Origin of the sequence: Mesorhizobium sp. M0276 (assembly GCF_040321755.1) — a bacterium.
In the GTDB taxonomy this organism is placed as follows: domain Bacteria; phylum Pseudomonadota; class Alphaproteobacteria; order Rhizobiales; family Rhizobiaceae; genus Mesorhizobium.
In genome coordinates this window covers 14353-31387 of sequence record NZ_JAMYSC010000040.1, presented here as the reverse complement: position 1 = coordinate 31387, position 17035 = coordinate 14353, and the positions used below count along the sequence as shown (strand labels likewise).

The following is a 17035-nucleotide window of genomic DNA, read 5'->3' as shown; positions in this document are numbered from 1 at the left end:
ATCGCTTCACCCGCTCCGGTTTCATTCGGGAACCAAGCATCGAAAAGCCTCGGTTCGCCGCGGCTTTTTCGTTTTTGGGCCGGCCCAGATCGGGGCCGGCCAAAAAGGCGCTTCGAGGCGGCGGCTACCACAGGGTTACACGTTCCCGTGAATTCGGTGGATTGCAATCGCGGCGTCGCGAGGATGTGTGTCAGTTCACATCACCAGGAACCAGCCGGCGGCCGGCGTAGCAAGCTCAATGGCGGGAGCTAGTATCTCCGATACTTGCTTTCTTACGTGGCTTGAGGCTCCTATGGGCGAAATGTGCGTCGCGATTGGGGGAAATATGAAGGCGTCTGAAGTTAATCTACTAAAGTTCATCCGGAAGTCGCCCCAGTTCGTGATTCCAATCTACCAACGGAATTATTCCTGGAATGAGGTCCAGTGCCGCCAGCTCTGGCGCGATCTCATGCTAGCGGGCAGCAACGATGGCATCAATGCTCACTTCATCGGTGCTATCGTCTATGTTGAGAGGGCACTATCTACTGTTGCTAGCCAGGAGGCCCTTCTCGTAATCGATGGGCAGCAACGCTTAACGACAAGCACCTTGCTGATCGCGGCTCTAGCGAAACACTTTGAGGAAAATAGGCTGGAGGAAATACTTGAATCCTTTTCCGCTCGAAAACTAAAAAACTACTATCTACTGAATCCCGACGAGTCTGGAGAGCGCCACTATAAGCTCCTACTTTCCGAGGCAGACAGGGAAACAATGCTAGCACTGCTGCGGGAGGCGCCACTGCCTGCGGAAAGTAGCACTCGAGTGCTCGAAAATTTCAAGCTCTTTCAGTCCCTCATCGTGGAGAATGCGAACAAACTCGAGGCCATCTGCAAGGGGCTGTCCAAATTGGTCATAGTTGAGGTCGCTTTAGATAGATCCCAGGATAATCCGCAGCTCATCTTTGAGAGTATGAATTCCACCGGCCTCGAGCTTAGCCAAGCAGACCTGATCCGAAATTTCATTCTTATGGGACTGGAGCCGCGACTGCAAACCGAGCTATATACCAGTTACTGGCGCCCGATGGAAAAAGCGTTTGGCCAAGCTGCCTATACTTCTCATTTTGATGCTTTTATGCGTCATTACCTAACCACCAAGACCGGAGAAATTCCAAACGTTCGGCAGGTTTACTTGGCCTTTAAAAGTTATGCGCAGAGGTTCAAGGGAAACGTCAGCGATCTGGTCGCCGAGATCCACTCGTTCGCAACATACTACTGCGCCATGGCCCTGGACGCCGAGAAGGATTACAACCTCAACCAAGCCTTCCGGGACCTTCGTGAGCTGAAGGTCGATGTGTCGTATCCTTTCCTGCTGGACGTCTACCACGACTACCGCAATGGGTTGCTGGAGCTGCCCGACGTGATCAAGGTTGTGCGTTTGGTTGAGAGCTACGTTTTCCGCCGTGCCATCTGTTCGTTCCCGACCAACTCTCTGAACAAGACGTTCTCACAGATGAGCCGGACGCTGGACAAGAGCCGATATCTGGAGAGCCTCCAGGCCTCGTTCATGATGCAGCCATCCTACCGGCGCTTCCCGAGCGACGCTGAATTCGAGCGCGACTTCAAGGTGCGCGACCTCTATAATTTCCGAAGCCGTAGCTATTGGCTGCGCCGCCTCGAGAACCACGGCCGCAGAGAACGCGTCATGGTCGAGGACTATACGATCGAGCATATTCTGCCTCAGAACCCTGATATCTCCAGCACATGGAAAGCGGAACTTGGCAAAGACTGGCAGAGTGTCCATCAGACTTACCTGCACACGCTTGGGAACTTGACGCTGAGCGCTTATAACAGCGAATATAGTGATCGACCGTTCGCGATAAAGCGAGACCAGATCAAAGACAAAGACGGCAATTCTGTCGGTCTGGCATTTAGCCCGCTGAAGCTTAACCAGGGCCTGGGCCAAGTGCAGGTGTGGAACGAAATATCCATCAAAGCCCGGGCGGACCGGCTGGCCGCAGAATCGACTAAAGTGTGGGGGGCGCCTGAATTGAAGCAGGAGGTGCTGGACACGTTCCGCCCCCCAGCCCCGGTGGTACCGGCCCACATCTACACGATAGAAGACCATCCGAACCTGTCGCCAGGACCGATTCAGGATCTCTTCTTCATGCTACGCAAGTCGATCCTTAGTCTTGACCCCGCTGTTACCGAGGAATTCTGGAAGGTCTACGTGGCTTATAAAGCAGAGACCAATTTCGTCGATGTTGTGCCGCAAACGAAGGCACTTCGGCTATCCATCAACGTCCCGTTTCATGAGATCGAGGATCCGAAGAACGCGTGTATCGACGTATCGAATTTAGGTCGGTGGGGAAACGGCGACGTCGAACTCAAGATCTCTGGCTTGGATGATCTGCCATATGCGATGGGGATGATCAGACAGGCCTTCGACCGACAAATGGGAAGCACTGCAGATATGGAGACATGAGCGCTGAGCATTAGGGCCTGGCGTTGAGCATCCAAATCACTTCACCCGCCTCGTGTTTGGAAAACCAAGCGTCGAGAAGCCTTAGTCGTCGCCGCTTTTCGTAGTAAGACAGAACGAATGTCCCCGGGCCTTATCCGCCGCCAGCCCGCCTTCGTGAAAAAGCCGGGAAACTCTACCTTCCGGCGGTCCAGAGAATGGTATCGGAGCAGAAATGGTCGCGGCTCTAATCGCAACTGGATGACAGTTCAGTGGCGGGACACGCCCACGTAGCTGCGCCGCTGCTGAAAGGCGCGTATATCCGTACCGTTGGCACGGCGAGGCACGGGTATCGGACATACACGCCCAGCACGCGCCGCTTCATAAGGCGAGGTATACGCGAACGGACTAGCACCGCAGGTACTCAGAACGGCAGTATATTGCCGCTTTCAGCAACTTGAATCTAGGAGATCAGTCTTCAGAGTTGCTGTTCAGTCGCTTGTCTGCGAGAAGGCGCGTGGGGATCACCGTGGACAAGAAAAACCTTACCGAACGCGATATCTGCACCAAGTTCATCCTGCCCGCCGTGAAACGTGCCGGGTGGGACGAGATGGTGCAGGTTCGGGAGGAGTACGCCTTTACGAACGGCCGGATCATTGTTCGCGGCAAAATGACCTATCGCGGGAAGAGGAAGAGAGCGGACTTTGTTCTCTACTACAAGCCGAACATCCCGATCGCGCTGATCGAAGCCAAGGACAACAATCACAGCGTCGGCCACGGCATCCAGCAGGGTCTCGATTACGCGACGACGCTGAATATTCCTTTCGTGTTTTCCTCCAACGGCGACGGCTTCGTTTTCCACGACCGCACCGGCCAGAGCGCCATCGTCGAAACCAATCTGGGGCTCGACGCTTTCCCGTCGCCGGCCGATCTGTGGACACGTTATCGCGCCTGGAAGGACCTAGACGCCGAGGCCGAACAGATTGTGCTTCAGGATTATTTTGACGATGGTAGCGGCAAGGCACCGCGCTACTATCAGGTGAACGCCGTCAACGCCGCGATCGAAGCCATTGCCAAGGGCCGCGACCGCATTCTGCTCGTCATGGCGACCGGCACCGGCAAAACATACACGGCGTTTCAGATTATCTGGCGCCTGTGGAAGGCGGGCCGCAAGAAGCGCATCCTATTCCTTGCCGATCGCAATGTGCTGATCGACCAGACGATGGTGAACGATTTCCGCCCGTTCGGCGCGGCGATGGCGAAACTTTCGACCAACGCCAAGACCATCGAGCGGCAGGACGGCAGCAAGGAAGACCTCACGCTCGCGCTTGACAGAAAACGACGGATCGACACCGCCTTTGAGGTCTATCTCGGGCTCTATCAGGCGATTACGGGGCCGGAGGATCGCCAGAAACTCTATCGCGAGTTCTCGCCCGGCTTCTTCGATCTGATCGTGATCGACGAATGCCATCGCGGCAGCGCGGCCGAAGATTCGGCTTGGCGGGAAATTCTGGCGCATTTTTCCGGTGCAACCCAGATCGGCCTCACTGCCACACCGAAGGAAACCGAGTACGTCTCCAACACTGACTACTTCGGCGAACCAGTTTTTACCTATTCGCTAAAGCAGGGCATCAGCGACGGCTTCCTCGCGCCCTATAAGGTCATCAAGGTTCATATCGATCGCGATGTGGAAGGCTTTCGCCCGGAGCTCGGCCAGCTCGACCGCGACGGCAACGAGGTCGAGGACCGTATCTATAACACGAGGGATTTCGACCGGCACATTGTACTCGACGACCGCACGCTGCTGACCGCGAAAAAGATCACCGAGTTCCTCAAGGAAAGCGGCGACCGCTTTCAAAAAACCATTGTCTTTTGCGTGGACGAGGAACACGCGGCGCGTATGCGGCAGGCGCTCGTCAACGAGAACGCCGATCTGGTCGCCGAGAACCAGCGTTACGTCATGCGCATTACCGGAAGCGACAAGGAGGGCCAGGACCAGCTCGGCAAGTTCATCGACCCGGAATCGAAATATCCCGTGCTGGTGACGACCTCGCGACTTCTCTCGACAGGTGTCGATGCGCAGACCTGCCGGCTGATCGTGCTTGATCGCGCGGTTGGCTCGATGACAGAGTTCAAACAGATTGTCGGGCGCGGCACCCGCGTCCACGAGGACACAAAGAAATACTTCTTCACGCTAATCGACTTTCGCGGCGCGACCAGCCATTTCGCCGACCCGGATTTCGATGGCGATCCGGTGCAAATTTATGAGCCCAACGAGTACGATCCGATCACGCCACCCGACGAGGCTGTCATCGAGCTGGGGGAACGCGATCAAGAGCCTTACGAACCGGGCAATGGCGAGGTGATAGTCGATCAGCCGGACTTTCTGCAGCCGACGGGCAACCAAGGGCGAAAAATCTACGTCGACGGCGTCGGCGCCCGCATTGTCGCCGAGCGCGTGGAATATCTCGACGAGAGCGGCAAGCTCGTCACCGAATCCCTGCGTGACTTCACCAAAACGGCGCTGAAGAAGCGCTTCGCTAGCCTCGAGGATTTCCTCAAGCGCTGGAAATCGGCGGAACGAAAACAGGCGATCATCGAGGAACTGGAAGCCGAAGGTCTGGTGCTCGATGCTGTAGCGGACAAGATGGGCAAAAACCTTGATCCCTTCGATCTGATCTGCCACGTCGCATTCGACATGAAGCCGCTCACCCGTCGCGAACGGGCCGAGAACGTGAAAAAGCGCGACGTGTTCACAAAGTATGGCCAACAAGCTCGCGCAGTGCTCGATGCGCTTCTTGAAAAATATCGCGACGAGGGCGTGCTCAATCTCGACGACACCAACGTGCTGAAGGTGACGCCCTTCACCGCGATGGGCAGCGTCGTGCAACTAATCAACGCGTTCGGCGGCAAGGAGGGTTTCGAGAAGGCCGTCCACGAGATGCAGGACGCACTTTACGACGGAGCCGCCTGATCATGAAAATCGTCGGGCAAGAGAAGCTCTTCAGTTTCTCCGATCGTGGACGAATTGCAGCGCGTGAGTGCTTTGCGGTTCGTCAAAGTAAGGGTTGTAAAGTTCAAGATTTCCTCGATTTGGCAACCAAGGTAGCTACTTTGCAGTTCCTCAACCCTGGCCAGGTGTTGCTGTTCCGAGGCCAACCTAGCGATCACAAGCGCTCCAGCTCGGAGGGTGACTTTTCGACGCTAAAGCCGAATTTGTTTCGTGGGACGCCGGTCCCCGGAGCGCCGGAACTGCGCCATCGCTTCGAAAAGTTGAAGGAAGCCGAGGCTCAACTTCTGACAGAGTATCAGGAATTTGGATTTCCTGAACCAGAACGGTTGGCCCGGCAACGAATTTTGCGCTGGTCGATAATTCAACACTACGGCATCTGCGACACGCCGCTGCTCGATGTTTCGCAGTCTATGCGCGTCGCAGCGTCATTTGCTTCAGACGAGTCGCCTCGCAGAGCATACCTTATGGTTCTAGGGGTGCCGAACATAAGTGGCGCGATAACAGCGAGCGCGGAAGCTGGCTTGCAGATTGTTCGCTTGGCCAGTGTTTGTCCCCCATCGGCCTTGCGACCTCATATTCAGGAAGGGTACCTTCTGGGTGAATACCCTGACATGGGTGATTATGACCAAAAGCGAAACTACGGCCACTTCGAGATCGACTTCGGTCGCAGGCTGGTCGCCAAGTTCGTGTTCAATCCAGGAACATTCTGGGGGAATCCTGATTTTCCTCCGGTTCCTCATGCTGCTCTGTATCCGGACGATCACGATCCATTGTACGAAGTGGCGCAAACCGTCCGTAGACGCTTGGGCATGTGATAGATCATGATTGTTCGAACCACCGTCAAATCCATTCAGGACATCATGCGCCAGGACTCAGGCGTTGACGGCGATGCTCAGCGCATCAGCCAGTTGTGCTGGATGTTCTTCCTCAAGATTATCGACGATCAGGATCTGGAGCTTGAGCTCACCCGCGATGGCTATGTCTCGCCGATCCAACCGAAGTTCCAGTGGCGGAATTGGGCGGCAGACCCGGAAGGCCTTACGGGTGAAGCGCTGCTCGCCTTCGTCAACAGCGAACTCTTTCCAGCGCTGAAAGGGCTTCAACTCACCGGCAAGCTCGGCGACCGCCGCAAGGTAGTGCGCGACGTGTTCGAAGACGCCTTCAACTACATGAAGTCAGGCCATCTGATCCGGCAGGTGGTAAACAGGATCGATGAGATCGACTTTAACAATCTCGACGAGCGCCGACATTTTGGTGAGTTCTACGAGCAGTTGCTCAACAGCCTCCAATCGGCTGGCAATGCTGGCGAGTTCTATACGCCGCGCGCCGTGACTGCCTTCATGGTCGATCGCATTGATCCGCATCCGGGCGAAGTCCTATTCGATCCCGCCTGCGGCACGGGCGGCTTCCTGTCCTGCGCGATCAACCACATGGAAGCCAAATACGTCCGCACGCCCAAACAGCGCGAGGCCATGCAAGGTGTCCTACGCGCGGTGGAGAAAAAGCAGCTGCCGCACATGCTCTGCGTCACCAACATGCTTCTGCACGGCATTGAGGACCCGTCCTTTGTACGCCACGACAACACGCTGGCCCGACCGCTGATCTCGTGGAGCAAGGACGAGCGTGTCGATATTGTCGTCACCAATCCACCCTTCGGCGGCAAGGAGGAGGACGGCATCGAGAACAATTTTCCGACCTTCCGCACCAAGGAAACGGCCGACCTGTTCCTGGCACTGATCGTACGCCTGCTCAAGGCCGATGGCCGTGCCGCCGTGGTGCTGCCCGACGGCACGCTGTTCGGCGAAGGCGTGAAAACCCGGCTGAAGGAACATCTGATGGAGGAGTGCAACCTCCACACCATCGTCCGCCTGCCCAATTCCGTGTTCAAGCCCTATGCCTCGATCGGCACCAACCTTTTGTTCTTCGAGAAGGGCGAGCCGACTAAGGACATCTGGTTCTACGAGCACCGCGTCCCCGAAGGCCAGAAAGCCTATTCGATGACCAAGCCGATCCGGTTGGAGCATTTTCAGGGCTGCATCGACTGGTGGGGCGGCAAGGAGCGGCAGGGCCGCGAGGAGACGCCGCAGGCGTGGCGTGTCACGGCGCAAGAGGTAAAGGCGCGCGGCTATAACCTAGACATCAAGAACCCGCACAGCGTTGCCGACGATCATGGCGATCCGGAAACACTACTGGCCGCCCTCACCGCCGCCGAAGCCGAGACGGCGGGTTATCGTGACCGGTTGAAGGCGATCCTCGCCGAGGCGCTGGCCCGATGAATGCGGATCGCCTGCTGGCGCATTACGAGCGGATCGCGGACGCGCCCGACGCGATTACGAGGCTTCGCCGCTTCATTCTCGATCTGGCTGTGCGCGGCAAACTTGTGCCGCAGGATGCGACCGACGAACCGGCCACGGAATTGTTGAAGCGGGCTAAGAAAAGTCGGTCGCACGCTTCGCTAAAAGAAAGCCGGACGGACAAGAACGAAACCGCTGAACCAGATTATGTCCTTCCGGCTAGTTGGCTCTGGGTGCGAATTGGGGATCACCTTGAACTATTCAACGGCATGGCTTTCAAGCCCAGCGATTGGAAACAGGATGGGATCAAAATCGTCCGTATCCAGAACCTCAATCGACCAGATGCACCGTTCAACTACTGCGATCCGAAAACTGTTCGGGATCGGTTTTTCATCACGGACGGCGCATTCCTTATTAGCTGGTCGGGGACACCCGGCACTTCATTCGGCGCTTTTATCTGGGAGCGTGGCGATGCGGTACTAAATCAGCATATCTTTCGATGTGATTTCCGCCTTCATGCCTTTGATCCGCTTTACTTGCGCCTAGCGATCAATGGCCGTTTGGACGAGATGATCGCCAAGGCGCACGGTGGCGTTGGACTTCAGCATATCACAAAGGGAAAACTAGAAGCCCTTTTGATAGCTCTCCCACCGCTTGCCGAGCAGCACCGCATCGTCGCCAAGATCGATGAACTTATGGACCTGTGCGACCGGCTGGAGGCGGCGCGGCAGGCGCGGGAGACGAAGCGCGACCGGCTGGCGGCGGCGAGCCTCTCCCGCCTCAACGCGCCCGATCCTGAAGCCTTCCAGGCCGACGCCCGCTTCGCCCTCGACGCCCTGCCCGCCCTCACCACGCGCCCCGACCAGATCAAGGCCCTGCGTCAGACCATCCTCAACCTCGCCGTGCGCGGCAAGCTGGTGGCGCAGGATTCGAAGGACGAACCGGCGTCGGAATTGCTGAAGCGCATCGCGAAGGAGAAAGTTCGCTCGCGGCATGGGACCGTTTCGATCAAGCCAGAAGACGAACCCTATGCGTTGCCCGGGACGTGGAATTGGGCAGCACTCGACCAACTGATTGTATCGGGACCGCAAAACGGCATCTCGCCGAATCCAACCAAGCGTGACGGTGCGCCCAAGGCGATCACTTTGACGGCGACGACAAGCGGTACGTTTAACCCGATCTTTTTCAAGCACGTTGAAGCGAAAATATCGGCCGAATCTGAGTTCTGGCTCAAAGATGGCGACCTCCTCTTTCAACGAGGGAACACACGCGAATATGTTGGGATGGCGGCGATCTATCGAGGCCCGCCGAACACGTTCCTGTTTCCCGATCTGATTATGAAGGTGCGGGTGTCTGAACACGTTTGCATTGACTATGCACATTTTGCGTCTATATCGCCGCCCGCCCGTGATTTCCTTTCTGCGAATGCGTCTGGTGCGCAGGCGACAATGCCGAAAATTAATCAGACGACGCTCGTCTCACTGCCCATTCCCCTCCCACCCCTCGCCGAACAACACCGCATCGTCGCCAAGATCGGTGCGTTGATGGCGCTTTGCGACCGGCTGGAGGCGAGCCTCACCGTCACCGCCGCCACCCGCCGCCGGTTGCTCGACGCGCTGCTGGCCGAGGCCCTGGCACCGGTCGACGATCGCGAACTGGAAGCGGCGGAATGAGCAACCCAACCGAGGGCTTCATCCGCACCTTCGAGGACATCGTCCGGGAGGTTAATGGCCGCGCCGGTTCGCCATCATCTCACTCGTTCGAGATCGAAAGGGCGTCAGAGCGCGACGGTACTGTGAAGAAGAACCGCGCCCTGCTCGTCTATGTCCGTGACGTGCGAAACGCGCTCCAACATCCCAAGCATCGTTCCGATGGCAACGCCATTGAGATTTCTAGGGCGTTTCTCGATGAGGTGGGGGCTCTGCTCAACCATCTGAGAAATCCGCCTACTGCCAATTCTGTCGGTGTGCCGCGTAAGGAGATCAATACCGCCCGCCTTACCGACCAACTCGGCGATCTGGCTGATGAGATGAAACGGGGCGGCTTCACTCATGTACCAATTCTGGATGAGCGGGACACGGTCATTGGGGTGTTTAACGAAGCGGCCGTCTTCCATTTCTTGTGGGCGGAGCCGGAGACGATCGTTGGTCGGCAGATGAAAATCTCGGATATCTTCGATAGTTGCAGTCTCGATGCCAATCGTATGGAGACTTTCAGGTTCTTAGGCCCGAGAACCCCACTAGATAGCCTCATCGAAATGTTCCTTGCCGTCGAGTCGCCCTTGACGCGGGTGGGTGCCGCGTTCGTGACTGCCTCAGGCAAAGAGACGGAGCCGCTTCAACGTCTCATCACGCCGTGGGATGTCCTCGCCATGTCAACCGATGTTTGAGGCGGAGAGATGAGCGCTCAACCCGCTTCGGTATTTCTTCAGACTGATGACTGACTTTCCCGACAAGCCTCGCCGCATCTGGCTTCGCTCCTTCTATGGGTTCGTCCCAGAGGACGATGGCTATATCGGCTGGTCCGAAGAAGGCCCGCGCGACCGAATGCTCGGCCTAGTAGAGGACGGGGACCTATTCATGATCTACGGCGCCGTTAGCGCGAAAACACAAAGGCGCTACCGCAATCGCGTGATCGGGTTCCTTGAGGTAAATGCGCATGCCATTCGCGATACCGACAAGGCCTCCGCTAACGGAATGCAGTACAAGCGTTCAAAAGGCTGGGAAGATAAATGGACCTATGCCATTCCCGTGGTCCGCGCCTGGCGGGTGGATGAACCCATATTGCTGGAACGAATCGCGCCCAAGACCTATCGACCTGAAGCCGGGCAGGCGATCGCGGTTTGGAACCCGCCTCTACTTCCCGAGGAAGTTGATCTGGCTTTGAGGATAAAGGTCACGGAGGTGGGCGTCTTTGGGGAATCACCCCTCCCCGACACTGCGTTGCAGCGGACCGCCTTCAGCGAGGCCTTCCGGCCCTCCCGTGCATTTCCCGGCAGTTTCGGAAAAAGAACGGCCACATACGAAGATGGTCCAACTTGTATGTATCTGGCGCGCTTCGAGGGCGATGGGTTTGCGCTCTTGGGGCAGGCCAAGCCGCAATTCGACAAATCTGTACTGGTCAAGATCGGCGTATCTAACGACAAAAGCCGGCGTGCTTTGGAGCTCAATTTAGGCTTCCCACCAGCCTCCATCGGAGAATGGGTGATGGCGCTCGTTTCAGAACCCTATGAAAACCGGCGGGCCGCAGAGGCGGCGGAGCAGGCATTCAAAGACGAGGGTGACAAGCGATTGCGGAGTTTGGGAGGAGAGTTCTTCCTAGGCGATTGGACCTCCGCCCAGCTGATCTTCGCCGCGATCCCCGGTGTTTCGCGATTTGGTAGATAAGCTTGTTGGGGCGGCGCGGTCGTCTGGCATGCTGGCCACGAGTTTGATCTCCAATGACATCCCTGAATGACGCCGATGTCCTTTGAACGGCGAGAATGTGAACTCAGATTGGAGCGTTGTACAGGACGCTTCACGCTGATGGCGAATTGCCGAAGCTGATTGGCGATATTTAAGGGGATACCACACTGATCAGCCCATGATCTCACGATCTATCGAGGCGCGGGCTCCACTTTTGCCATACCCTAGCCAAACAAACTCGAAGGATCGGAAATGCGGTAGCTATCGACATCCATAAAGTCAATTCGAGGTCGCCGCCAAAGCTTTCCGGTTACGTTGATTGGGTTATGAAGCTTGAACAGGGGGTCTTCCAGCAACATATCGAAAGATTCGGTTCCAAAAGAGCATGTAACTTCTTTCCCGCGAACAGACTTCACCCTTAGTGACTTGCTGCCAGAAATTACTCCGCTTATGGAGCCTATCTCAGTTACTACGCGGCCTTGGGCCGATTTAGCCATATTGCGAATTGATCCGCCGGCGTCACGGTCAAAGACAACTGTCGTAAAACCAGAGCCAGTCTTGGCATTAAATTCTACAGATGACACAAACCCCTTTTCATCCGGAAGTATGTCAGAAAGAATATCAAGAAGAATGAAATTTTCCGTCGCATAGTCCTTATCAACAGTTTTTGTCTTGGTGACGAATTGCACTTCGAGGAGTTTTTTCGCGAAGTCCTCTCCCCGAGTTCTGACCGCATTTTCAAAATCTTGCCTCGTATACCTATCCAATGCCCTGATGCGTCGAACAGCAGTCATATTGATAACAGGTTCCTTGACTGCGATCACAAGGCTGGCAAGTTTGGGGGGCGCGACTTCGACATCAAAGGTCGATGATTTGGTGTGAGCAAGAGCCGCAGGAGTTAGCAGCTTTCGAACCGTCGAAAATGACTGGTCGACCAAGTTCTTCAGCTTTCCTAGCGGGATGCCATTCTCGGTGAGGGAAGCTCCACGAAATTTTATAGCCAGCAGAGCGAACGATTGTTCTAGGGAGTCTGGTACTTGGCCATGCCAGTGAAACAATCCGAGTCCCGCTTTGGGCAGGAACTTTGGAGGCAAATCCTCGCGTAGGCAGTTCCAATACGAAGCTACCCTCAAGGAAGGATCTAGCAGCAATATCCAATAGCTCCTCTGATCGAACGCGCCATAGACTGAAAGGCGGCCCTCCCGAAGGGAGTCGACAGTTCGATCGTCAGTTTGGCAAGCCAAGTATGTTTGTGATCCATCTCGGTCTGCCAATTTACTAAGCAGGAGATCGACGATCCCCAACCTCGCACGAAAAATCAATGGCCCGTCGTACTCGTAAAGCGTCTCAGATGGTTCAACCATCAGGTTGCCAAGAGTCCCGTGCGCCGGCACCGAGGGATCCCACATCACCTAAGCCCCCTCTGGAGTGGGCGGGAGTATAACAGAGAATTTGGAGGGGATGTCCTGACCGATGTCGCACCAAAGCGTGTGATGCTGAGGCTGCGGTTTAGTCGGCGTAGCTTTTATTACACCGTCGCCCACCTTCAGATGACCTTCGGCGATCCACTGCGATCTCAGATGCGCATTAATTCCACGGGCATGCTGGACCGCATCTATAGAGGTCCACACCGATAAACCCCAGTGTCTGCAATCATTCGGCTTAGCGTTAGGCTGCTTTGCGCGCACCCATGAGAGGAAATGTTCTCTCGAAATCGGAACTGACGGGACTGCCCTATAGACAAACCCGTTAGTGTCCTCGGCATCCTGTGGAGGACATGCGGCGGGCAAATCAGGATCAAAGTTCAGCTTGGCATCCCCCAGTTGGCCAAAGCGATTGTTGAGTGCAGACAAAAAGTCAAGTGCATTGTCGCGTATAGTCCTATCAAGCCGACTTGTCGGAGGAGTATTCTGAAAGATATGGCCCAATGAACACAGTTTTCCGCGCCCGGTCATAGCTCCGCATGATCACAATCGGGATGACAGGATAAAGTTAGACGCACAGGATGAAACTTGATGGCCAGCGGGATATGCAAGCTAACAGGTGAGTTTGGCAAGTATGTGGACTCGCACCTCCTGCCGAAGGCGCTGACCAAAGCTGGTGGGTTGGGCGTGCCCTTCACCAAAAGCGGCATGGGGCGCCGGCCGTCGACCCGACACAGCAGTTGGTATGACAATCGGCTGGTAACTCAGGCTGGAGAGGACATTCTCGCCAAGCTCGATGATTGGGCGATTAAGGAACTGCGCAAGGCAAGATTGGTGTGGTCGGATTGGGGTCCCATGACCAAACTGACAGACGCTCGAGCGATCCCTTGGACCGAGTGGGGTATCCGCTTCAACACAAGCCCCGAATCCGCGGCCGTCTCCGCCATGCTGCTCGGCGTGACATGCGTCGTGGTCATCGCCGGCATGGCGGTTGTCTTCGGGCGACGGAAAAACGCTCTGTTGTCGTTGCAAAGCGCTCCTGCACCCGTTTCTTGACCGGTCTCAAAGCGGGCCTCGGACAAGCGGCGCTAAGAGTGCGGAAAAAGCCACACTCAAGGGGAGGCAGTTCCGCGATCGTTGATTCTAAAGGTCATCCCCGTTTGGGCGGTTGTGTTTCACGAACGCTGCTCGACGATCGCCGTCAACAGAGGTCGACTATTCTATTCAAGTGCGGGCGAGCAATGTCATGTCCGCCTCGCTCAGCCTGTCGCTCGCTGTACCCAACTGGTGCCAGTAGGGGTAGATAATCGGCGGCACGCTAACCTCATCCAGACGTTTCCGCTCCTCCGCGGTCAGGTTCAGGTCGGCTGCTGCCAGGTTATCTTTGAACTGCGCTTGCGTCCGTCCACCGATGATGACTGAGGTGATTGCCTTTCGTCCTATTAGCCAAGCAAGCGCCACCTGCGCGGCCGAAACGCCGCGGCTTTCCGCAATTGAAACCAACGTATCGACGACGTTCCACAGTCGATTTTCGTCGCGGATCGGCGGTTCCGTCCAGCCGGCGAACTGGCGTGTGCCCTCAGGCGCGGTTTGGTTTCGCCGATGCTTGCCAGAGAGCAGACCGCCTGCGAGCGGGCTCCAGAGAAGCACACCGAGGCCTTGGTCGACGGCGATCGGAAGCAGCTCATATTCGGCCTCGCGCGCTTCCAGCGTGTAGTGGATCTGCTGGCTGACGAAGCGCTGGCGCTTGTCTTTCTCGCTCACGCCGAGAGCCTTCATGATGTGCCAACCGGAAAAGTTCGAGCAGCCGATATAGCGAACCTTGCCATCGCGAACGAGCGTGTCGAGCGCCTCTATTGTCTCTTCTAACGGCGTCTGGCCATCCCATTCATGCAACTGGTAGAGATCGATGACGTCGGTCTTCATTCGCCTGAGGCTTGACTCGCAGGCAGCGATCAGGTGCTGGCGAGACGAGCCGACATCGTTTGGGCCGTCGCCCATGCGGAAACGCGCCTTGGTGGCGAGCAGCACGCCATCCCTGCGCTTGCCGCCGAGGACGTCGCCAACAATCTCTTCTGACTTGCCGTCGGAATAAACGTCGGCCGTATCGATGAGGTTGACGCCGGCATCGAGGCAAAGATCGACCATGCGTTTGGCCTCGGGGATGCCGAGATCGCCGACTGTCCTTGCCCAGCCTACCCCGCCGAAGGTCATCGTACCCACTGTGATGGTCGAAATCTTGAGGCCGGAACGACCAAGCAGACGATATTCCATAGTTTCCTCCCAAGAATGAAACAGGCGGCCGGCGGTGGCTCGCGGCACGCCGCGATCCTACGGGTCAAGTCATCGCCGCCCGGCTTTCCAATTTCTATAGCAATGAATTAGGCTGTTGACAATCCAAACGATTGTACAGATAATACAACCGATTGGATGGTAATGGCGACCTCTTCGAGGGGTGCGGCAAAGGAGTTATATGCCTGGTCCCTATGTGTTGCCGATTGTCGGTGACGAGAAAATTCCGCAGCGCGTGGATGTGGTCGTAATTGGCGGCGGCATTGTCGGTGCCTCAACCGCGTTGGAACTCGCGGAGCGTGGCCATTCGGTGGCCCTTTGCGAAAAGGGAGGTATCTCATGCGAGCAGTCGAGCCGGAACTGGGGGTGGGTGCGCCTTTCTCGCCGGGACATCCGAGAGATGCCGCTCATGATGGAGGCAAAAAAAATCTGGAATGGTCTCGTCGAGCGCATTGGCCGCGAGACGGGTTACCGCGAGACGGGCATCGTCTTCACCGCCCCCTCGGAAGGCGACCAGGCCCAAAATGCGGTGTATCGTGATCAGCTTCAAAGTTTTCAGGTGTCGTCCAATCTTCTGTCTGCGAGGGAATTAAAGGACAAATACCCTGAGCTTGACCTGCCGCTTCATGGCGCCTTGTCAACACCCAGCGATGGACGCGCTGAACCGCAATTAGCCGGGCCGGCCATCGCGTTGGCAGCGCGCGAACGAGGGGCGAATATTCTGGTCGAATGCGCCGTTCGGGGTCTGGAGCTTGCGGCCGGCCGGGTGTCTGGTGTCGTTACCGAGCATGGACCTATCGCCTGCGATTCCGTGGTGTTGGCCGGTGGCGCCTGGAGCAATTTTTTCGCCCGCCGGTACGGTATCGATATTCCGCAGCTTAATGTCACTGCTTCTGTGCTGCGGACCAACCCCTTGGAAGGGGGACCGGAAGAGGCGATGTGGTGCAAAGACTTCGCCCTGAGAAAGCGCCTGGACGGTGGCTACACGATCGCCTCAGGCCACGAAAACGTGGTGGATATCGTGCCCCGCTCTTTCAAGTACATGTTCAAGTACCTGCCTGCGCTTCGGTCCGATTGGAAGTCCCTGAACTTTCGGATTTCGGGCCAATTCTTCAAGGACATGTTAGATGCCAAGCAGCGGCCACTGGATGAAGCCAGCGCGTTCGAATACACGCGCGTCCTCGATCCAGTGCCTTCGAAAAAACTCTCCGACGGCGCTCTCAACGCGCTTGCCAAGCACTGGCCGGTCTTTAGGCACGCGACGATCGCACAACGCTGGGGTGGCGTCATCGATGTCACGCCAGACGCTATCCCTGTTATCGACGCGGCAGCAAAGGTCCCCGGTTTATTTATCGCTACAGGATTTTCTGGACACGGATTTGGCATAGGCCCCGCCGCCGGACGGCTGATGGCGGACCTCGTCACCGGAAAGCCTCCAGTCGTTGATCCCAAAGCCTTCAGGCTGTCTCGGTTCAGCGACGGAACCAGGATAGTTCTTTCGCCGGAGCATGCTTGAGGCAAAAACATCAGGCATGGTGTAAGTTTATCTCACTCTCATTAGCAAAAGAGAAAAAATGTCAAACGTCACTAAAATAAAGTCCGGAAGCCCCTTTGAAGATAGGGAGAGTTACTCGCGAGCTGTCGTTGTGGACAACTGGATCTTTGTCTCGAACACGGCGGGTGTGAATTACAAAACCCAGAAAATGTCAATCGACCCGGTGGAGCAGGCAAAGGAGTGCCTTAACAAGATAGAAGGTGCGCTTAAATCAGTTGGCGCCAGCTTGGCCGACGTCGTAATGTCAACGGTCTATATTCCAAACCCTGAGGATGCTCCTACTGTCATGGCCTATATCGGCGAACGCTTTAAGGGGATTGACCCCGCCCGCACGGTGCTGTGCCCGGGACTTGGAGGCCCCGATTACAAGGTGGAAATTGAGGTGCAGGCCTATCGCGGCGTCAGCACGGCGGAAGTTGAGCATAAGGTGATCAGTCTTTGATTTCGGGACTCGAGAGGTCGGACTTGGTCCGGCCTTCTTCGTCGAAACGAACTTTTCCGTGTACAGCCATTGGCGAAGCAAAAAAACCTGCCGTGTGCACTTGCACGCGGCATCACCTCGCAGGCACCGTGTTGGAGATTGCGCCTTTCTTATCCAGACCCATTTACTGAACGGACA

Annotated in this window: 12 protein-coding genes; 10 read left to right on the top strand and 2 right to left on the bottom strand. The window is 56.5% G+C overall.

Going from position 1 to position 17035, the window contains the following annotated elements:
• The first annotated feature begins 292 nt into the window (after window positions 1-292).
• The 7 genes from NKJ01_RS26235 to NKJ01_RS26205 all read left to right on the top strand — a co-directional run bounded on the left by NKJ01_RS26235 (window position 293) and on the right by NKJ01_RS26205 (window position 11127).
• Window positions 293-2458, top strand: a complete 2166-nt coding sequence (locus NKJ01_RS26235) for a GmrSD restriction endonuclease domain-containing protein (RefSeq protein ID WP_352609412.1) — start codon at window positions 293-295, stop codon at window positions 2456-2458.
• 505 nt (window positions 2459-2963) lie between these two features.
• Window positions 2964-5408, top strand: coding sequence for an EcoAI/FtnUII family type I restriction enzme subunit R (gene hsdR / locus NKJ01_RS26230; protein WP_352732352.1), 2445 nt, complete (start codon window positions 2964-2966; stop codon window positions 5406-5408).
• Window positions 5409-5410: 2 nt separating this feature from the next.
• Entirely contained in the window at window positions 5411-6262 is an 852-nt protein-coding gene (locus NKJ01_RS26225) for an FRG domain-containing protein (RefSeq protein ID WP_352732349.1), read from the top strand.
• Window positions 6263-6268: 6 nt separating this feature from the next.
• Complete coding sequence (locus NKJ01_RS26220) at window positions 6269-7723, top strand: N-6 DNA methylase (RefSeq protein ID WP_352732346.1); 1455 nt, start codon at window positions 6269-6271, stop codon at window positions 7721-7723.
• Window positions 7720-9414: a restriction endonuclease subunit S gene (locus tag NKJ01_RS26215; protein WP_352732344.1), complete on the top strand. Its 1695-nt coding sequence runs from the start codon at window positions 7720-7722 to the stop codon at window positions 9412-9414. The genes NKJ01_RS26220 and NKJ01_RS26215 overlap by 4 nt, the downstream gene beginning before the upstream one ends.
• Window positions 9411-10130, top strand: a complete 720-nt coding sequence (locus tag NKJ01_RS26210; protein WP_352732341.1) for a CBS domain-containing protein — start codon at window positions 9411-9413, stop codon at window positions 10128-10130. Before NKJ01_RS26215 ends, NKJ01_RS26210 begins: the two co-directional genes overlap by 4 nt.
• Before the next feature lie 190 nt (window positions 10131-10320).
• Window positions 10321-11127 carry a hypothetical protein gene (locus NKJ01_RS26205; protein WP_352732338.1) on the top strand — a complete coding sequence of 269 codons (807 nt, stop codon included), beginning with the start codon at window positions 10321-10323 and terminating at the stop codon, window positions 11125-11127.
• A gap of 242 nt (window positions 11128-11369) precedes the next feature.
• Here the strand turns inward: NKJ01_RS26205 and NKJ01_RS26200 are convergent, their stop codons facing one another.
• On the bottom strand, window positions 11370-12554 hold the full coding sequence (locus NKJ01_RS26200; protein WP_352732336.1) for a hypothetical protein: 1185 nt from the start codon (window positions 12552-12554) through the stop codon (window positions 11370-11372).
• A gap of 606 nt (window positions 12555-13160) precedes the next feature.
• Here NKJ01_RS26200 and NKJ01_RS26195 point away from each other — a divergent pair.
• A complete protein-coding gene (locus NKJ01_RS26195) occupies window positions 13161-13625 on the top strand; it encodes a hypothetical protein (RefSeq protein WP_352732333.1) in 465 nt (154 codons plus the stop codon).
• A 168-nt stretch (window positions 13626-13793) separates the two neighbouring features.
• Here the strand turns inward: NKJ01_RS26195 and NKJ01_RS26190 are convergent, their stop codons facing one another.
• The gene (locus tag NKJ01_RS26190) at window positions 13794-14843 is read right to left on the bottom strand and encodes an aldo/keto reductase (protein WP_352732330.1); all 1050 of its coding nucleotides are present in this window, start codon (window positions 14841-14843) and stop codon (window positions 13794-13796) included.
• A gap of 199 nt (window positions 14844-15042) precedes the next feature.
• Here NKJ01_RS26190 and NKJ01_RS26185 point away from each other — a divergent pair, with 199 nt between their 5' ends.
• Window positions 15043-16377 carry an NAD(P)/FAD-dependent oxidoreductase gene (locus NKJ01_RS26185; RefSeq protein WP_352732327.1) on the top strand — a complete coding sequence of 445 codons (1335 nt, stop codon included), beginning with the start codon at window positions 15043-15045 and terminating at the stop codon, window positions 16375-16377.
• Between the two features lie 58 nt (window positions 16378-16435).
• Complete coding sequence (locus NKJ01_RS26180) at window positions 16436-16858, top strand: RidA family protein (protein WP_352732324.1); 423 nt, start codon at window positions 16436-16438, stop codon at window positions 16856-16858.
• Window positions 16859-17035: the final 177 nt, after the last annotated feature.